The sequence below is a fragment of the Micromonospora sp. NPDC048930 genome, from assembly GCF_043197935.1.
Classification (GTDB): domain Bacteria; phylum Actinomycetota; class Actinomycetes; order Mycobacteriales; family Micromonosporaceae; genus Micromonospora.
On sequence record NZ_JBICUB010000002.1, the window covers coordinates 329,372 to 345,729 of the forward strand.

General features: G+C 75.1%; 18 protein-coding genes and 1 pseudogene. 6 read left to right on the plus strand and 13 right to left on the minus strand.

Annotated features, from left to right (window positions below):
• Positions 1-135 precede the first annotated feature (135 nt).
• Genes ACGFI9_RS06900 through ACGFI9_RS06915 form a run of 4 tightly spaced genes read right to left on the minus strand, consistent with a single transcriptional unit; the run spans position 136 to position 5,290 of the window.
• Positions 136-774: a GNAT family N-acetyltransferase gene (locus ACGFI9_RS06900; RefSeq protein WP_393175814.1), complete on the minus strand. Its 639-nt coding sequence runs from the start codon at positions 772-774 to the stop codon at positions 136-138.
• The gene (gene glp / locus ACGFI9_RS06905; protein WP_393175816.1) at positions 774-2,087 is read right to left on the minus strand and encodes a gephyrin-like molybdotransferase Glp; all 1,314 of its coding nucleotides are present in this window, start codon (positions 2,085-2,087) and stop codon (positions 774-776) included. The genes ACGFI9_RS06900 and glp overlap by 1 nt, the downstream gene beginning before the upstream one ends.
• Positions 2,084-3,079, minus strand: coding sequence for a UTP--glucose-1-phosphate uridylyltransferase (locus tag ACGFI9_RS06910; protein ID WP_393175818.1), 996 nt, complete (start codon positions 3,077-3,079; stop codon positions 2,084-2,086). The genes glp and ACGFI9_RS06910 overlap by 4 nt, the downstream gene beginning before the upstream one ends.
• 9 nt (positions 3,080-3,088) lie before the next feature.
• Entirely contained in the window at positions 3,089-5,290 is a 2,202-nt protein-coding gene (locus ACGFI9_RS06915; protein ID WP_393175820.1) for a diguanylate cyclase, read from the minus strand.
• An 83-nt stretch (positions 5,291-5,373) separates the two neighbouring features.
• Between ACGFI9_RS06915 and ACGFI9_RS06920 the strand changes: the two genes are divergently transcribed.
• The 3 genes from ACGFI9_RS06920 (at position 5,374) to ACGFI9_RS06930 (ending at position 7,201) form a co-directional block, all read left to right on the plus strand.
• Positions 5,374-6,030, plus strand: a complete 657-nt coding sequence (locus ACGFI9_RS06920; protein WP_393175822.1) for a 5-formyltetrahydrofolate cyclo-ligase — start codon at positions 5,374-5,376, stop codon at positions 6,028-6,030.
• A gap of 40 nt (positions 6,031-6,070) precedes the next feature.
• A complete protein-coding gene (locus ACGFI9_RS06925) occupies positions 6,071-6,433 on the plus strand; it encodes an FmdB family zinc ribbon protein (RefSeq protein WP_393175824.1) in 363 nt (120 codons plus the stop codon).
• Positions 6,434-6,694: 261 nt separating this feature from the next.
• A complete protein-coding gene (locus tag ACGFI9_RS06930; RefSeq protein ID WP_393175826.1) occupies positions 6,695-7,201 on the plus strand; it encodes a flagellar biosynthesis protein FlgA in 507 nt (168 codons plus the stop codon).
• 51 nt (positions 7,202-7,252) lie between these two features.
• Here ACGFI9_RS06930 and ACGFI9_RS06935 read toward each other — a convergent pair whose 3' ends face one another.
• The gene (locus ACGFI9_RS06935) at positions 7,253-7,420 is read right to left on the minus strand and encodes a hypothetical protein (protein WP_393176691.1); all 168 of its coding nucleotides are present in this window, start codon (positions 7,418-7,420) and stop codon (positions 7,253-7,255) included.
• Positions 7,421-7,996: 576 nt separating this feature from the next.
• Between ACGFI9_RS06935 and ACGFI9_RS06940 the strand changes: the two are divergent.
• Positions 7,997-8,329: pseudogene (locus ACGFI9_RS06940) on the plus strand (hypothetical protein); the annotation flags it as partial.
• 7 nt (positions 8,330-8,336) lie between these two features.
• Here the strand turns inward: ACGFI9_RS06940 and ACGFI9_RS06945 are convergent.
• A complete protein-coding gene (locus ACGFI9_RS06945) occupies positions 8,337-8,819 on the minus strand; it encodes a DUF2231 domain-containing protein (protein ID WP_393175828.1) in 483 nt (160 codons plus the stop codon).
• Positions 8,820-8,992: 173 nt separating this feature from the next.
• Between ACGFI9_RS06945 and ACGFI9_RS06950 the strand changes: the two genes are divergently transcribed.
• Positions 8,993-9,421, plus strand: a complete 429-nt coding sequence (locus tag ACGFI9_RS06950) for a Fur family transcriptional regulator (RefSeq protein WP_393175830.1) — start codon at positions 8,993-8,995, stop codon at positions 9,419-9,421.
• Between the two features lie 44 nt (positions 9,422-9,465).
• Positions 9,466-10,317, plus strand: coding sequence for an oxygenase MpaB family protein (locus tag ACGFI9_RS06955; RefSeq protein WP_393175832.1), 852 nt, complete (start codon positions 9,466-9,468; stop codon positions 10,315-10,317).
• 183 nt (positions 10,318-10,500) lie between these two features.
• Here the strand turns inward: ACGFI9_RS06955 and ACGFI9_RS06960 are convergent, their stop codons facing one another.
• The 7 genes from ACGFI9_RS06960 to ACGFI9_RS06990 all read right to left on the minus strand — a co-directional run bounded on the left by ACGFI9_RS06960 (position 10,501) and on the right by ACGFI9_RS06990 (position 16,309).
• A complete protein-coding gene (locus ACGFI9_RS06960; RefSeq protein WP_393176644.1) occupies positions 10,501-11,346 on the minus strand; it encodes a RecB family exonuclease in 846 nt (281 codons plus the stop codon).
• Positions 11,347-11,493: 147 nt separating this feature from the next.
• Entirely contained in the window at positions 11,494-12,108 is a 615-nt protein-coding gene (locus ACGFI9_RS06965) for a MarC family protein (RefSeq protein ID WP_393175834.1), read from the minus strand.
• A gap of 31 nt (positions 12,109-12,139) precedes the next feature.
• Complete coding sequence (locus ACGFI9_RS06970; protein WP_393175836.1) at positions 12,140-13,003, minus strand: PHP domain-containing protein; 864 nt, start codon at positions 13,001-13,003, stop codon at positions 12,140-12,142.
• Positions 13,004-13,118: 115 nt separating this feature from the next.
• Entirely contained in the window at positions 13,119-14,381 is a 1,263-nt protein-coding gene (locus ACGFI9_RS06975) for a hypothetical protein (protein WP_393175838.1), read from the minus strand.
• Between the two features lie 67 nt (positions 14,382-14,448).
• A complete protein-coding gene (locus ACGFI9_RS06980) occupies positions 14,449-15,165 on the minus strand; it encodes a SigE family RNA polymerase sigma factor (protein WP_393175840.1) in 717 nt (238 codons plus the stop codon).
• A gap of 103 nt (positions 15,166-15,268) precedes the next feature.
• The gene (locus ACGFI9_RS06985; protein WP_393175842.1) at positions 15,269-16,144 is read right to left on the minus strand and encodes a PH domain-containing protein; all 876 of its coding nucleotides are present in this window, start codon (positions 16,142-16,144) and stop codon (positions 15,269-15,271) included.
• Between the two features lie 6 nt (positions 16,145-16,150).
• Positions 16,151-16,309 (minus strand): hypothetical protein, encoded by a 159-nt coding sequence (locus ACGFI9_RS06990; RefSeq protein WP_007455302.1) that lies wholly within the window; start codon positions 16,307-16,309, stop codon positions 16,151-16,153.
• Positions 16,310-16,358: the final 49 nt, after the last annotated feature.

Consider the following 16,358-nt stretch of genomic DNA (forward strand, 5'->3'; position numbering starts at 1 on the left):
TTGTTCCGTCGGCCGTCGTTTACGGCGCAGATCGTGCGGTCCCGGCAGCGCTTGCCACAGCTTGCAGTTACTTGAGGTTACGGGCCGCCGACCCGGTTCACCGGAAGCCGCGCCGGGCGTGGCGGGTGGGACGGTTCACCTTCGACTGTCACGCACGCGGTGCCACCGGGCCAGCAGGCCGCCCTCGGCGGCCACCTCCTCGCTGGTCATCGCGTATCCGATGTGGTCCCGCCAGGCGCCGTCGATGTGCATGTAGCGCACGTGGTAGGCCTCCTCGCGGAAGCCGAGCTTCTCGACCACCCGCCGCGACGGGGCGTTCTCCGGCCGGATGTTCACCTCGATCCGGTGCAGCCCGCCGGGGCCGAAGGCGTGGTCCACCGCGAGCGCCACCGCAGTGGGGATCACCCCGCGGCCGGCCACCCGGGAGTCCACCCAGTAGCCGACGTACCCGGAGCAGAACGCCCGGCGGACGATGCTGCCCACGTTGAGGTGGCCGACCAGCCGTTCCCGCCCGTCCTCGCGCAGGCACACCGCGAACGGCATGCCCTCCCCGGTACGCGCCGAGCGCCGCTGGTCGGCGTGGACGAAGCGGAACGCGGCCGGCGAGTTCAGCTCGTCCCAGCTCCCGGGCAGGTGGGACTCCCACGGGGACAGCCACGCCTGGTTGGCGCGCCGGATCTCCGACCAGGCCCCCGCGTCGGAGCGCCGGTACGGCCGCAGCACCACCGGACCGTCCACCAGCACCGCCGGCCAGCCGGGCGGCCGTCGGAACATCACCGACGCCGGTCCAGCAGGAGCACGTCCACAGTCGACCCGGCCGCCGCCGTGGTGACCCGCTCGCCGAGGACCAGCAGGCCGTTCGCCTCGGCCAGGCCGGAGAGGGTGAACGGCCCACCGGCGAGCGGCTGGACGGTGTACCCGCCGCCGCGTCGCTCGGCCACGTGCGCAGGGCGGAACTCGCGCAGCCCCGCCGGGGACGAGACGGTCTCCAGCAGGTGCGCGCGGACGCTGGGCCGGAACACCGGCTCGGCGCCGGCCAGCAGCTGGATGGCCGGCCGGGCCAGCACCTCGAAGCCGATCAGCGCCGCGCCGGGCTCACCGGGAAGACACACCACCGGCACCTCCTCGGCGCCGACCGTACCGAACCCGAGGGCCGTTCCGGGATAGAGGGCGACCTCTGTGAAGGTGACCGGCCCGGCGCGGCCGCCCTCCCGCCGGGACAGGATCCGGCGGACCATGTCGCCGGGGCCGGTGCCGGTGCCGCCGGTGGTGATGATCAGGTCGGCCCGCAGCGTCTGGTCCTCCAGCAGGCCGCGCAGCGCCTCCGGGTCGTCGTCGCAGATCCCCACCCGGTACGCGAGCGCGCCCGCCTCGGCCGCGGCGGCGGTCAACGCGTGCGAGTTGGTGTCCACCACCTGGCCGGGCTGGCTGCCCCGGCCCACGTCGACCAGTTCGTCGCCGGTGGCCACGATGACCACCCGCGGGCTGGGCCGGACCACGACGTGCCCGATGCCGGTGGCGGCGAAGACGGCGACCAGGGCGGGCGAGACGTACGTGCCGGCACGGGCGAGCAGGGTGCCTGCGGGCAGTTCCTCACCGGCCCGGCGGACGCCGTACCCCCGCTTGGGAGCACGGAAGATCTCCACGGCGGCCATGCCCTGGTCGGTCCACTCCACGGGGACCACCACGTCGGCGCCGATCGGCAGCGGCGCGCCCGCGGCCACCGAGAAGCAGGAGCCGGGGGTGAGCCGGACCGGCCGCCAGCTCGCCGCGCCCAGGTCGCCGACCACGTTCAGCCGGATGCTGCGGCCACCGGGAATACCGGAGGGGGCCGGGACGTAGCCCGGCCCCCGGCTCCCTCCGGAGATGTCCTCCCAGCGCGCGGCGTACCCGTCCACCGCCGCCTGGTCGAAGGCGGGGAACGAGTGCGGCGCGACCACGTCCTCGGCGAGAACGTTGCCGTACGCCTGGGTGAGGTCGAGGTCGAGCGGCGGCAGCGCGCGTAACCTGCGCAGCACGCTGCCCAGGTAGTCGGCGAGCGGCGTCAACTCGTTCGCGGCCGCCTCGGCGTCGGCCGTCGCGGTCATGTATTCGGACCGCCCGACGCCTTGCGCATCCCCTCCAGGACCGCCGAGGTGACGGTCTCGTCGCCGTTGTTCACGAACTCGGCCAGCCACTTGCGGAACTCGGCCCCGAGGTCCTCCCGCTCGGCCGCGATCTGGACCACGGTCTGCAGGTAGCCGAGCGGCATGCCGGTGTCGTAGCGGGTGCCCCGGTAGACGATGGCGTGCGCCGGCACCCCCTCAATACGCAGCAGCTCCATCGCGTCGGTCAGCTGGATCTCGCCGCCGCTGCCCGGCTTCGTCCGCTTGATCGCGTCGAAGATCCGCCCCGGCAGCACGTACCGGCCGAGGACGGCCAGGTTGCTCGGCGCGTCCTCCGGCTTCGGCTTCTCCACCAGGCCGGTGACCTTGACGACTTCGGCGATGTCGCTGAACTCCGGCTCGGCCGGCTCGACGGAGGCGATGCCGTACCGGGTGGTCTCGGCCGGGTCGACCTCGAAGAAGGCGAGCACGACGCCACCGGTGCGCGCCTGGAGCTCCAGCATCGCCGGCAGCAGCGGCTCGGACGGCTTGACGAACTCGTCGCCGAGCAGCACCGCGAAGGGCTGGTCGCCGACGTGGGCCTCGGCGTACCCGACGGCGTGGCCGAGGCCGAGCTGCTCGGGCTGCCGGCAGGTGTAGATCTCGGCCAGGTCCTCGGTGCGCTTGACGGCGGCCAGCAGCTCGGGCTTCTTCGCCAGCCGCTCCTCCAGATCGGGCCGGCGGTCGAAGTGGTCCACCATGGCCGTCTTGCCGCGCCCGGTGATCAGCAGCACGTCGTTGAGCCCGGCCTGGGTGGCCTCCTCGACGATGTACTGCAGCACCGGCCGGTCGACGACCGGCAGCAGCTCCTTCGGGACCGCCTTGGTGGCCGGCAGGAACCGGGTGGCCAGGCCGGCGGCCGGGATGACCGCCTTGACCGCACGGGAGCGACCGGTCGCGGCGGCCGCTGAGGGGTTCGCTGAGTGCTCCGACATGTCGCGAGACTATCGGCCACGGCTCTGCCGCGGCGGGTGAGGACCGGAAGACGCGCCGCCTTGACCCGCTCCCGCGGTGTCCGGTGCGCCGGCCCGGGGCAGTCCGTCGGGCGGGCTGACCGCGGCGGCGACGACCGGGATCTCCTGGGCGGGCCCCGGGTCCGGGGGCTGGGCCAGCCGGTAGCCGTCCCGGCCGGCGGCCTTGGCGGCGTAGAGGGCGTCGTCGGCGGCGTCGAGGACCTGTTGGCCGGTGGCGGCGTGGTCCGGGTAGACGGCGATGCCGATGGAGACGGTGACCGGCACCCGTACCGGCTCGCCCCCGTGCCCGTCCACCGGCACCGGGTGACCCCGGACCACCGCGCCGAGCCGCTCGGCGACGATCGTCGCGCCCCGGGCGTCGGTCTCCGGCAGCAACACCACGAACTCCTCGCCGCCGTGCCGGAAGGCCAGGTCCACCTCGCGGATCTCGCCGCGTACCCGGCGGGCGAACTCCACCAGGACGGCGTCCCCGGCGGCGTGTCCCCAGGTGTCGTTGACGTTCTTGAACCGGTCCAGATCGAGGGCGAGCACGCTGAGCATCCGGCCGAACCGGTTGGCCCGTTCCACCTCCCGCCGGATCGACTCGCGCAGGTAGCGGTAGTTCCACAGCCCGGTCAGCGGGTCGGTCAACGACAGCCGCTGGGCCTCCTCGTGCACCCGGACGTTCTCCACCGCCACCGCCGCGTGCCCGGCGAACGTCCGCAGGGTCACCAGATCGTCGTCGTCGAACTCGGCGGCGCCCACCCGGTCGTACAGGGCCAGCACCCCGAGCGCGCCGGAGGCCGCGGCGTCGCCGTCGGCCGGCGGGTGTCCGGGACGGTCCGGGCCGCGCCCGCCCAGCTCCGCCGCCCCGGGCGCGGCGAAGGGCACCGCCACGTACGTCTCGCAGCTGGGCTCGCCGGTCGTGGCCTGCGCCGGGTCCCACCGGCCGCAGAGCGGTTCCCCGGTGGCGGCCACCGTGCCGACCACTCCGGCGCCGACCGGCACCCGCAGCGCCGCCGGGTCGGGCCGCTCGTTGGTGGGCCAGCGCCCGTCCAGCCCCTCGACGCACCGGCCGACGAGGACGCCGTCGGCGTCGAGGAGGAGCACGGCGCCCGCCCGGGCCCCGGTCGCGGCGATCGCGCTGTGCAGGATCACCCGCAGGATGCGTTGCAGATCGTGGGTGCTGGCCAGGGTGTCGCCGAGCACCGCCAGGTGCCCGCGCAGCTGGTCCCGGCTGGTGGTCAGGGCGGCCACGTAGCTGCCGGTCTCCCGGGTCATCCGGTTGAACGCGTCGGCCAGCCGGCCGATCTCGTCCCGGCTGCGCACCGGCACCCGGGCCGTCAGGTCGCCGTGCGCCACCCGGTCCACCGCGCCGGCCAACTCGACCAGCGGTCGGGTGGTCACCCGGGCCAGCCGCCAGGCGGCCACCACGGCCAGCAGGGCGGCCAGCACGACCGCGCCGACCAGGGCGGCGTAGAGGTCCGGCGGGCGCTCGCCGGGGACCGAGAGGACCAGCGGCAGCGGCTGCCCCGGGGACGGGCCGACCCGGCGGACGTACCGGCCGTCGGTCTCGGTGACCCGGTCCCCGTCGACCGTGTCGGCGGCGGCCAGCACCGCCTCGCGTACCTCCCGGGTCTCGGTCGTGTGGGTGACCCGGTCGGTGCCGGCGGAGTCGCCGAGGAGGGTGACCGCGACGCCGGTCACCGCGGCGAGCCGGGCGACGAAGGCCGGGTCGACGGGCTGGGCGGCGGCGACGCTGCCGAGGTCCGCGCCGGCGGGGTCGCGGAGCTGGACCCGGGCGGCGAGCGCCCGGACCGGGCCGCCGGCCGGCAGGTCGCCGGCGCAGTCCCGCCAAGGCCCGCCGGGGCCGCCGGGGGTGGCGTAGCTGGTCCGGCCGGCGGTGTCGGTGACCTGCACGGCGGCGGCCAGGCCGCGCCCCACCACCTGGTCGGCCGCGCGGGGCCGGGCGGCCGGGTCGGTGACCAGCGCGACGGCATCGGCCGCCGCCCGGAGCTGCTGACAGAGGGCGTCCACGGAGGTACGTACCCCGGCCGCGGCGAGGCTGAGGCGTTCGGTGGAGCGGCTCCGGTCGAGGGTGGCCATGGTCGAGCCGACGAAGACGGCGCCGAGCAGAACGGGGCCGAGCACCACCGCGAGGAAGGCCGCCGTCAATCGCCCGCGTAGCGTCAAGCTTCCCCCCGGAAGTTCTGCGCCCCTTGCTGCGATGCTGACACAGAGCGACGGGGAGGCAAGCGTTGCGTCAGGAGTGTTGCGTGCCGGAATTTTCTGATGAAGCGGATGTCACGCATGAGGCGAAACGCGAGTTGCGGGTGGCGCGGCTCGCCCACCGCCGGTCGCTGACCGCGCGGCACCGGGCGGAGGCGGCGGCGCGCGTCCAGGCCGAGCTGATCTCCCTGGTACGCCGACTGAACCCGGCCCGGATGACCGGGTACGTGCCGGTCGGCTCGGAGCCCGGCGGGGCCGACCTGCCCGACGTGCTGCGGGCGGCGCTCGCGCCCGAGGCGGAGCTGCTGCTCCCGGTGCTCCAGGACGACCTGGACCTGGACTGGGCCGGGTACACCGGCGCGGAGTCGCTGCGGGCGGCCGGGCGGGGCCTGCGCGAGCCCACCGGTGTCCTGCTGGGGCCTGCGGCGATCGCCACCGCCGACCTCGTGGTGGTGCCGGCCCTGGCAGTCGATCATCAGGGGTTCCGGTTGGGCCGGGGCGGCGGCTCGTACGACCGGGCGCTGGCCCGGGTGCCGGCGGCGACCCTGACGGTGGCGCTGCTGCACGACGGGGAGTTCGTCGAGGTGGTACCCGGTGAGCGGCACGACCTCCCGGTCCGCGCCGTGATCACTCCGGCGGACGGGCTCGTGACGGTGCCGGATGTGGGGCGGCCCGCTTCCGCTGGACGAACCCGGGTCCGATGACGCACCATTGGCACTCGGATAAGTCGAGTGCCAACCGGCCGTGCCAGATCCGGAGGAGAACGTGCCCACGTACCAGTACGCCTGCACCGCGTGCGGCCACCAGCTCGAGGCGGTGCAGTCCTTCTCTGACGAACCGCTGACCGAGTGCCCCGCGTGTGAGGGGCGGCTGCGCAAGGTCTTCAACTCGGTCGGGATCGTGTTCAAGGGCTCCGGCTTCTACCGCACCGACTCGCGTTCGTCCGGCTCCGACGCCGCCACGAGCACCACGAGCAAGCCGGCCAAGTCCGAGTCGTCCGCAAACGGGTCGTCCACGTCGTCGACCAACGGTTCGTCCGCTTCGACGTCGAGCAACGGCGCGTCCACCAAGACCCCCGCGGCCAGCACCTCCAGCACCTCCTCCTGACGCCCCACCGCGCCGCGCAGCCTCCGCCGCGCCGCGCAAGATCCGCCCAGATTCACGGAAAGAGTGGTCATTCCCGCGGGGATGGCCACTCTTTCCGTGTTTCAGGCCGCTCGGCTTTTCCCGGATAGCACGAGGGGAGGTGGGGTGGGGGTTGTCCACAGGGGGGCGGGTTTTCCACAGGCTGTGGGTGACGGGGGTCTCTGCTGCGGGGTTCTGCTCCTAGCCTGCTGGCGTTGGTGGCCGGCGGGCGGGAGGGTGCGGGTGGCGGGCGAGGAATCTCTGCGGCCGGTGCGCTGGCGCGGGCTGCCCCGGGGCGGCACCCTGCTCCGGGTGGCGCTGGTCGCGATGCTGCTCGGCCTGGCCGCTGCCGTCCTGTCGACCCCGGCCGGCTGTCCGCCGCCCGGTGCCGGCGCTGTCTCGGCCACTCCCCACCCGACCCGGAGTCCGGCCACGCCCGATTCCGGCCCCTCCCCCGGGGCGCTGCCGCTGCCCAGCGGGTCGGTCGGCGTGCCGATCCGGCTGGCCGAGCCGGCCGCCCTCGCGGTGCTCCACCCGGGTGCCCGGGTGGACCTGCTGGTCGTACCGGCCGGCGGGGCGGCCGGGGAGGCGACCCTGCTCGCCCCACGGGCCCTGGTGCTCGACGTGGTGGGCGCCGCCGGGGCCGTCGACGGCTCCTCCGCCCTCTATCTGGCGCTCCGCCCCGAGCAGGCGCAACGGGCCGTCGGCGTACCGGAGGGCAGCCGCTTCGCCGTGGTGGTACGCGGCTGACCGTCGGTCCGTGCCGGGCCGTTCAGCCGCCCGGCCCGGGACGCCGCCGGGTCAGTCCCAGTGCGGCGGGCGCTCGGCCAGCAGCCAATCGTCGTTGCCGCCGGGCCGCTCGCCCCAGCCACGGTCCGTGTCGTCGGTGGTCTGCTCGGGCAGCACCACGAAGTCGTCACTGAGGTCGACCACGCGGTCGTCGTCGCCACGCATGCCGGGATCGCTCACGAGCGGCAAGGATACCGCCGGAACTCCAAACGCCTCGACCATCCGGCGCGCCGGTCCGGCCGGATCGCCCCGTCGCGTCGGAGCCGCCGACCGACCCGGGCGTTGGTAGCGTCGGACGGCGTGACGACGCCGAGCGGTGGCAGCCCCGAGGACGAGATCTGGCGACGCCCGACCCCCGACCAGCCCGCCCCGGAGGGCGACGGCATGCTTGGGCAGGAATCCGGGTCCGATTCGGGCGGGACCCCGGCCGGTGGCGCGACCCCGGCCGGCGGGGCCGGGTCGGAAGCGGGACGGACCGACGAGCCGGAGCCCGAGGCGGGACGTACCGGCGCGCCGGACGCGGCCCAGGTCGCCAGCCCGTGGGCCGGTCCCGGCCAGGCCGGCGATCCGTGGTCGGGCGCTCCGCAGCCCAGCGGCCAGTGGTCGGGCGCACAGCAGGCCGGCGGCCCGTCGTCAGGTGCGCAGCAGGCCGTCGGTCCGTGGTCCGGCGCTCAGCAGGGCGGCGCGCCGTCGTCGGGTACTCACGCCGGCGGTCAGTGGCCCGGCGCTCAGCAGGGCGGTGGCGCCTGGGCGGATCCGGGCCAGGCGGAGAATCCCTGGGCCAGGCCCGGACCGGGAGCCGGCGCGGGGGCGTCCGGTGGCGGCGGCCAGCCCGGTGGCGGCTGGTCCGGCGGGACGGCGGCGGTCGGCGGTTACGCCGGCCCGCCACCCACCACGCCGCCGCCGCCCGGCTGGCGGCCACCGGTGTACGTGCAGCCACCACCGCCCCGGCGGCTGCCCGGGCAGGACATGGCCGCCATGGATCAGGCGGAGCAGCAGGCCCAGCGGGTCACCTACGGCTTCGGCGCGGTCGCCGCGGTGGTGCTGGTGCTGCTCATGTGCCTGCTCTGCTCGCGGGTGATCTTCTGAGCCAGGCTCAGAGCGTGCCGCCCCAGACCGCCTGGGCGCCGGTGTCGCCGGCCAGGTAGACGTACACCACCGCGAAGACGGCGAGCACCGCCACCACGCCGGTGAGGACCGGGGCCAGCCAGCGGGGCAGCTTCCGCGTGCGGGCGTACCCGCTGGTCACCAACAGGAGCAGCAGCGCCGCCGCGGCCAGCCCGAAGGTGAGCGACCGGAGGGTGTCGCCGTACTCCGAGTGCTCGCGCACCTGGTCGAGGATCTGCGCCGGGTAGTTCTTCTGCTCCAGCGCCCTCTCCAGTTCCTCGCCCGACTCGGTGGCCAGGAACGTGGCGATCGGGGTGGCGATGGCGAGGGCCGCCACCGCCCAGTCGAGCCGGGGCCGCCAGCGGGGCAGCACCCCGTACGCGACGGAGACCAGCGCCAGCAGCGGTACGAGCACCACGGCGGCATGCACCAGCAGGGCGTGCGCGGGTAAACCGTTGAATTCCCTGAACACCGACACCTCCGGCAGTTGGACGCGACCGCGCGGTCAGCGTACGACGAGGGCGTGTCGTCGCCCGTCGTCACGTTCACCCACGCACGTGCCCCGGGTGCGGTTCACTCTGTGGCCCCGCCCACCCCGGCAACGGCTCGCTTGTCGGTCCCGCGGCCCCGTGCTGTCATTACGTCATGTCCAGTGCCGAGGAGTTGCTCCGGTCGAGGGGCCTGCGGGTCACCCGACCGCGCCTCGCCGTGCTGGACGTGCTCGCCGCCGGCGGCCACCTGGAGGTCGACGAGATCACCCGCCGGGTCCGTGAGCGGCTCGACTCGGTCTCCACCCAGGCCGTCTACGACGTGCTCGGCGCGCTCTCCCGGGCCGGCCTCTCCCGCCGTATCGAGCCGGCCGGCTCCCCCGCCCGGTACGAGGCCCGCGCCGGCGACAACCACCACCACGTGGTGTGCCGAGGCTGCGGCGAGATCGCCGACATCGACTGCGCGACCGGCAGCGCCCCCTGCCTGGACCCGAGCAACGGGCACGGCTTCGAGGTGGACGAGGCGGAAGTGACGTTCTGGGGTCTCTGCCCCACCTGCCAGACCCGCCGCGCCACCGACGACTGACTCGCCGGGGACCGGCCCGGGCCGGCGCGTGGCACTCTTGGCCCGTGGACTCGTATGACCTCGGCCTGTTCGGTCCGGGATCGGTCACGTGGAAGGTGCACGCGGAGCCGATCCTGATCGTCGCCGGCCTCCGCTCGCTCTACCTGCAGGCGCTGCACCCCCGGGCGATGGCCGGTGTCGCCCAGAACAGCAACTACCGCACCGACGCCTGGGGCCGGCTGGTCCGGACCGCCACCTACGTGGCGACGACCATCTACGGCACCACGGCCGAGGCGGAGGCGGCCGGCCGGCGGCTGCGAACCCGGCACGCCCGGCTGCGCGCCCGGGACCCGTTCACCGGTGAGGAGTTCCGGATCGACGATCCGGACCTGCTGCGCTGGGTGCACGTCGCCGAGGTCGAGTCGTTCGTGAGCACCGCCCGCCGGGCGGGGCTGCCGCTGACCGACGCCGAGGTCGACGGCTACTACACCGAACAACGCCGGGCGGCGGCACTGGCCGGGCTCGACCCGGCCGACGTGCCGGGCACCGCCACCGAGGTGGCCGACTACTACCGGCGGATTCAGGGCGACCTGCGGATGACGAAGGAGGCGGCGGAGACCGCCCTGTTCCTGACCGCCCCGCCGGTGCCGTGGAAGGTGAGCCGCCCGCTGCAGCTCGGCCTGAGCCTCGGGCCGCCGCGCTGGGCGTACCTGGGGGTGGCCGGCCTCGCGATGGCGCTGCTGCCGGCCTGGGCCCGCCGGTTGTACGGCGGCCTCGGCCTGCCCACCACCGCGCTCTCGGCGGACCTGAGCGTGCGCGCGCTGCGGCTCGCCCTGGCGGCGGTGCCCCGCCGTTATCGGGAGGGCCCGTTGCAGCAGGCCGCGAAGGCCCGCGCCGCGCGCCTCACCGCCGCCTGACCCGGCTCCGGCACCGCGCGCCAGACCGACCGCGCACCGAACGCGGCGAACCCATCCGCACCCGCGCCGCCCGACGACCCGCGGCCGGCGCGCGCGAATTGCGGCGAATCGCGCCGTGACCGCGGCCCAACACCCCGATCTGACGCGACCGGCAGCAGAGCCGGGCCGCGGGGTGAGGTGCGGTCAGTCCAGCTCGGAGGTCGGTTCGGTGGGGCGGTCGACGGCCGCCCAGGGGTCCTTGCCGGGCGTCTGCGCGCCGGCCGGGCAGGTCCGCCGGTAGTCGCACCAGCCGCAGCGGGGGCCGGGGGCGGCGGGGAAAGCCTCGTCGGGGTCGGCGCCGTCGGTGACCGCCCGCTCGGCGGCCATGATGTCCCGGGCGGTCTCCTCGGCGCGGGTGAGCTGCCGGTGCAGCGACTCCGGGGTGTGCTCGTGCGCGGCGACGGTACCGGTGGGCAGGTGGTGCAGCTCGACCCGCCGGCAGGGCCGGCGGAACACCCGCTCGGCCGCGTACGCGTAGAGGGCCAGGGCCTGCGAGCCGCGGGCGTCGTCGGCGTCCAGCCCGGTGCGGCCGGTCTTGTAGTCGACGATGACCAGCTCGGGCCGCCCGTCCGGCCCGGGGCGGGAGTCGATCCGGTCGGCGCGGCCGTTGAAGGCGAGCACGGCGGTCTTGACCGCGACCACCCGCTCCACCCCGACCGGTTCGTCGGCCGGATCGAGCCCGGCCACGTACGCCTCCAGCCAGGCCAGTGCCCGGCGGTAGGCGTCCCGCTCCTGCTCGTCGTCGCGGTAGCCCTCGCGGACCCAGGTGCCCTTGAGCAGCGTGCTCAGCACCTCGGGACGGCGACGCTCGGGGGCGAGCGCGTACCAGTTCTTCAGGGCGGTGTGGACGCTGGCGCCGAGCGAGTTGTGCGCCCACGGCGGGCCCTTCGGCGGGGCGGGACGGTCGACGTAGGAGTAGCGGTAGCGCCGGGGGCAGTCCGCGTAGGCGCCGAGCCTGCTGGGGGTGCAGACGAAGAGCCGTTCCGGCATCCCCTCGAAGCCGAGCTGCTCGGCCTGCTCGACGCGGGGGCGGGGCGGCCGGCCACCGCCGGTGGGTCGTCCGGTCGGGGAGGGTCGTCGCACGCCTCAGATCCTGCCATCCCGGTACGACAGCGCCACCACGGCCGGCCGGGCGGATCAGCGCATGGTGATGTACTGGGTGACGAAGGCGGCGATCGCGTCGGCGATGAGCTGCACCGCGATGGCGGCCAGCAGCAGACCGGCGATCCGGGTCAGCACCTCGATGCCGCCCGGCCGGAGGATCTTGACGATCACGCCGGAGAAGCGCAGCACGACCCAGACCGCGGCCATCACCGCGACGATGGCGGCGGCGATGGCGAGGTAGTCGGTGAACTCGCCGGCCCGCTGCACGAAGAGCATCGTGGCGACGATCGCACCCGGCCCGGCCAGCAGCGGGGTGCCCAGCGGTACCAGGGCGATGTTGGAGGTGGCCTGCTGGTTCGGGTCGTCGGACTTGCCCGTCAACAGTTCCAGGGCGACGAGGATCAGCAGCAGCCCTCCGGCGGCCTGCAACGCCGGCAGGTCGACGTGCAGGTAGGCCAGGATGGTCTGCCCGGCCACGGCGAACACCACGATCACCCCGAGCGCCAGCGCGACGGCCTGCCAGGCGGCCCGGTTCCGGTCGCGCGCCGGCAGCGGCCCGGTGAGCGCGAGGAAGATGGGCATCATGCCGGGCGGGTCGACGATCACCAGCAGGGTCACGAAGACCTCGCCGAAGAGCTTGAGATCCACCCGGACACGGTAGCCGCGCGGCCGGAACGCTTCAGCCTGAAGCGACCGGGGTCACCCCGCGGGCCAGGGCGACGATCCGCTCGTACGCCTCGGGGTCGGTGGTGTGCGCGCCGAGCTGGACCGTCTTGTGCGTGCCGTGGAAGTCGGACGAGCCGGTGACCAGCAGCCCCAGCTCGGCGGCGAGCCCGCGGACGTGGGCCCGCTCGGCGGGCGTGTGGTCCTCGTGGTCGGCCTCAAGGCCGGCCAGCCCGGCCGCCGCCAGCTCCACGATCAGCTCGTCCGGCACGATGCGTCCGCGCCGGCTGGCCCGGGGATGGGCGAAGACCGGCACCCCGCCGGCGGCCCGGACCAGTGCCACCGCCCGGAACACGTCGATGTCCTCCTTGGGCAGCCGGTACCGCTCCCCCAGCCAGTCCGGCCCGAACGCCTCGGAGGTGGTGGCCACCAGCCCGGCGCGGATGAGCGCCTGGGCGATGTGCGGGCGGCCGACCGTGCCGCCGGCCGCGCCGGAGAGGATCTCCGCCCAGTCGACGTCGATGCCGTCGGCCTGGAGCAGCCGGACGATCCGCTCGCCGCGCTCCTCCCGGGCCAGCCGGACCCGGGCCAGCTCGGCGACCAGCTCCGGCTCCGCCGGGTCGAAGAGGTACGCGAGCAGGTGCAGCGGGATCGCCGGCTCGACGCCGTGCCAGCGGCAGGAAAGTTCCGCGCCACGCACCAGGGTCGGCCCGGGCGGCAGCGCGTCCAGTGCCGCGTCCCAGCCGGCGGTGGTGTCGTGGTCGGTGATCGCCACGACGTCGAGGCCGGCGTCGGCGGCGGCCCGGACCAGCTGGGCGGGGCTGAGGGTGCCGTCGCTGGCGGTGGAGTGCGCGTGCAGGTCGATCCGGGCGGCGCTCACCCCGCCGACGCTACCGTCCCGCGGTGGCGCCCGCCGTCGGGGTGGCGCGGCCGATGGTGGGCGGTGTAGGCGTGGCGCGGCCGATCAGTGGGCGGTGTCGGGGTGGCGCGGCGGATCAGCGGGCGGTGTCTGCCACCACGACCAGCCGCTCGCCCTGGCCGACCCCGTCGACCGGTGCCCCTGCGGGCCGTTCCCCGGCCACCACGCGGTCGGGGCGTACCCGGACCAGTCGGCCGGCGGCATCGACGTGCAGCGCGACGCCGGCCGCGGTCCAGGCCACCCCGTCGACCACCGGGGGCCCGGCGGGGTGGGCCGACACGGCGGCCCCGAGGGTGCGCAGGTCGACCAGGAGGGCTGCCTTGCGGGCCCCGTTGACCAGCAACCAGTTCCCGTCCGGGGAGACCGCGGCCGCGCCGTCGGTGGCGAGTTCCGGGCCGCAGCCGGTGCGGACCGGGGTGAGGTTCCGGGCCGGGTCGAGCAGGGCCAGGCAGGGCCGTCGGGGCGTACCGGCGGAGACCTCGCCGACCACCTGGCCGTCGGGGAGCGTCCCGTAGACGTTCAACACGGCGCGTTCGGGGCTGCCCGGCTGTCCACCGGCCGAGCGGCGCCAGAGGCTGACCCCGCCCCGGTCGGGTTGCCGGACCAGCACGGCGTCCCCGGCGAAGCCGATCGGGACGGCGCCGGCCGGCGCGGTCGTCCGGCTGGTCGCGACGAGTTGGCCGCCGACCAGGCCGGCGGCGAGGATCTCCGGGCCGTCCCGCCAGGCGACCTGGCGACCGTCCGCGGCGACCGCGACGGCGTCCGCCCCGGCGAGCAGCACCTGCGGCGCGCTGCCGTTCGGCGGCACCCACCAGAGGGTACGGCCGGCTGCGGTGGCCACCGAGGTGACCAGCCAGCCCCCGTAGTCGGGGACGCGCTGCGCCCGCTCGACCGACCCGACACCGGTCAGGTCCCGCTGCTCACCCCCACTGGTCTCCAGCCGGGAGCCGATGATCAGGTCCAGTTCGGCGCGCACCGGGTCGACCGCCGGCGGCGAGGTGGCGGCGGTGGGCAGCGGGGAGGGCGTGAAGCCACGGGGGTCGCCGAGCACCACGGTGGGCGTGCCGCCGTGCCCGGCCGACCCGCCGAGCTGCGCCATCCCGGTGGTGACCAGCACGGTCGCCGCGCCGGCCAGGGCGAGACCGGTGAGCGTGCGGCGGCGGCCGCTGCGCCGGGCCCGGCGGATGGCGACGCCGGCCGGGTCGGCGGCGAGCGGCCGTGGCGTGGCGACGCGACCCGCGAGGGTGTCCCGCAGCGCCCGCTCCAGCTCGTCCTGGCTCACGGCCAATGGACGCTTCGGGCCGCCCGGCCGGTTGTCGCCGAGGTTGGCATTGCTCACGCCGCCACCTCGCTGCGCTCGGCGGCGCCCTGCGGCACCGATGCGCTGAGCCTGATGGTTCGCTCGCTCATCGGGTCTCCACCGGCACGGTGCTGACGGGTCGGGCCGGGGCGGAGAGCGCGGCCGGCTGGGCCACCGGCGGGCGTGCCGCGGGGGGTGGGGCCGGCGGACGGGCGGCGGGCTGCGGCGTCGCCGAGGCGGCGGGCGCGACGGGCCGGCCGGGCGTCACGGTACGCGGCGCGGGCCTCGCGGGGGCCGCCTCCTGCGGTTCGGCCGGGAGGCCGAGGGCGGCCTCGGAGCCCAGCCGGCGGCGCAGCGTGTTGAGCGCCCGCGACGTCTGGCTCTTCACGGTGCCCGGGGAGATCTCCAGCAGGGCGGCGGTCTGCGCCTCGGACATGTCCTCGTAGAACCGGAGCACCAGCACGGCCCGCTGCCGGGCCGGGAGCGCCTGGAGGTGCCGCCAGAGGGCGTCCCGGTCGAGCTGCTGCTCGACCTCGTCCACCCCGGCCTGCTCGGGCAGCACCTCGGTCGGGCGCTCACCGTGCCAGCGGCGCCGCCACCAGCTGGTCGAGGTGTTGACCAGCACCCGGCGGGCGTACGGCTCGATGGCCTCGATCCCGCCGAGCCGTTTCCAGGCCAGGTAGGTCTTCGTCAGCGCGGTCTGGAGCAGGTCCTCGGCCGTTGCCCAGTCCCCGGCCAGCAGGTACGCGGTGCGCAGCAGCGCGCCGGAGCGGGCCGCGACGAACTCGCGGAACTCCTCCTCCAGCGGGTCCCTGCTCGCCAACGCTCACCTCCGCACCCCGTCCTGCCTGGCAGGCTGCCATGCCCGGGTGGGTCAGGTCGACGGCAAATGGTGCGCATTCCCTCCGATGTTCGGACGAAAAGTTTCAGGCTCCGTCGTCGGCCTTGGCCTCGTCGGCCTCCTTGCCCAACCGCGCCTCGACGGCCTGCGGCTCGTACATCTCTTCCACGACGCGCAGGTAGAGCTCGTTCGGGTTGGGTAGGTTCTTGATCTCGCGGAGCGCCTGCTCCTGACCGGCGGACTCCAGCACGAAGGTGCCGTAGTTGAGCGCCCGGCCGGTCGGGGTCTGCTCGTACTTCATGTCGGTGACCCGGACCAGCGGCATCATGGCCACCCGGCGGGTGATGATCCCGTTGACCACCATCACCCGCTTGTTGGTCAGGATGAAGCGGTCGTACCACCAGTCGGCGACCCGCCAGGCGACCCAGCCCATGACGGCGAACCAGAGCAGCACCGCGACGGTGGTCAGCGCCCCGACGTCCCGCCCGGCGAGGAAGCCGGAGAGGTAGCCGAGGACGAAGGTCGCGGCGATGCCCACCAGGATCGGCGTGGAGAGGTGGATCCAGTGCCGCTTCCACTCACCCCGGTAACGCTCCGTGGGGAAGAGATAACGCGCCACCAGCGAACTGGGCTCGTCCTCCAGCGGCAGCACCCGCCGGGGGGCCATGCCCTGGGCGTCGACCCGCAGGCCGACCAGCTCGTCCTCGGTGATCTGGGGCGGCTGGTAGCCGGCCTCGGGGTCGCGGATCCAGGCGCGCCCGGAGCGCCCCTCGCCCGCGTAGCCCGGCCCGTCGCCGAAGGCCGCGTCGTCCGAAAGGGAGGGACCGTCGCCGTAGCCCGGGCCGGGACCGTAGCCGGGACCGTCGTCGGGGCCGATGCGGGGGATCGGCTCGGTGTCGCGCTCCCGGCGCTCCCGATCAGGGTCGTCCGGGTCGAAGGGCGGACCGGAGGGGCTTCCCATCGGCGGCTAGGCGACCAGGCTCGTGAAGAAGTCGCCGAAGCCCTGAGCGATGTCCATGATGCCGCCACCGAGGGACTTGAACACGTCGGCGGCGGAGTTCGGCCGGTACGCAACGAAGAAGATCAGGAATGCGATGCCGGCCCAGGTGAGGACCTTCTTGACCATAGCGGGCCATCCTCTCGCGCGGCGCCGGGACCAAATTACCCCAGTGGTA

Bases quoted from the DNA above. Each gene is read 5' to 3' on its own strand.
- ACGFI9_RS06985 (WP_393175842.1), bottom strand. From the start codon at position 16,144: ATGGGAAGCCCCTCCGGTCCGCCCTTCGACCCGGACGACCCTGATCGG.
- ACGFI9_RS06900 (WP_393175814.1), bottom strand. From the start codon at position 774: ATGTTCCGACGGCCGCCCGGCTGGCCGGCGGTGCTGGTGGACGGTCCG.
- glp (WP_393175816.1), bottom strand. From the start codon at position 2,087: ATGACCGCGACGGCCGACGCCGAGGCGGCCGCGAACGAGTTGACGCCG.
- ACGFI9_RS06960 (WP_393176644.1), bottom strand. From the start codon at position 11,346: ATGCCGGAACGGCTCTTCGTCTGCACCCCCAGCAGGCTCGGCGCCTAC.
- ACGFI9_RS06990 (WP_007455302.1), bottom strand. From the start codon at position 16,309: ATGGTCAAGAAGGTCCTCACCTGGGCCGGCATCGCATTCCTGATCTTC.
- ACGFI9_RS06910 (WP_393175818.1), bottom strand. From the start codon at position 3,079: ATGTCGGAGCACTCAGCGAACCCCTCAGCGGCCGCCGCGACCGGTCGC.
- ACGFI9_RS06950 (WP_393175830.1), top strand. From the start codon at position 8,993: ATGTCCAGTGCCGAGGAGTTGCTCCGGTCGAGGGGCCTGCGGGTCACC.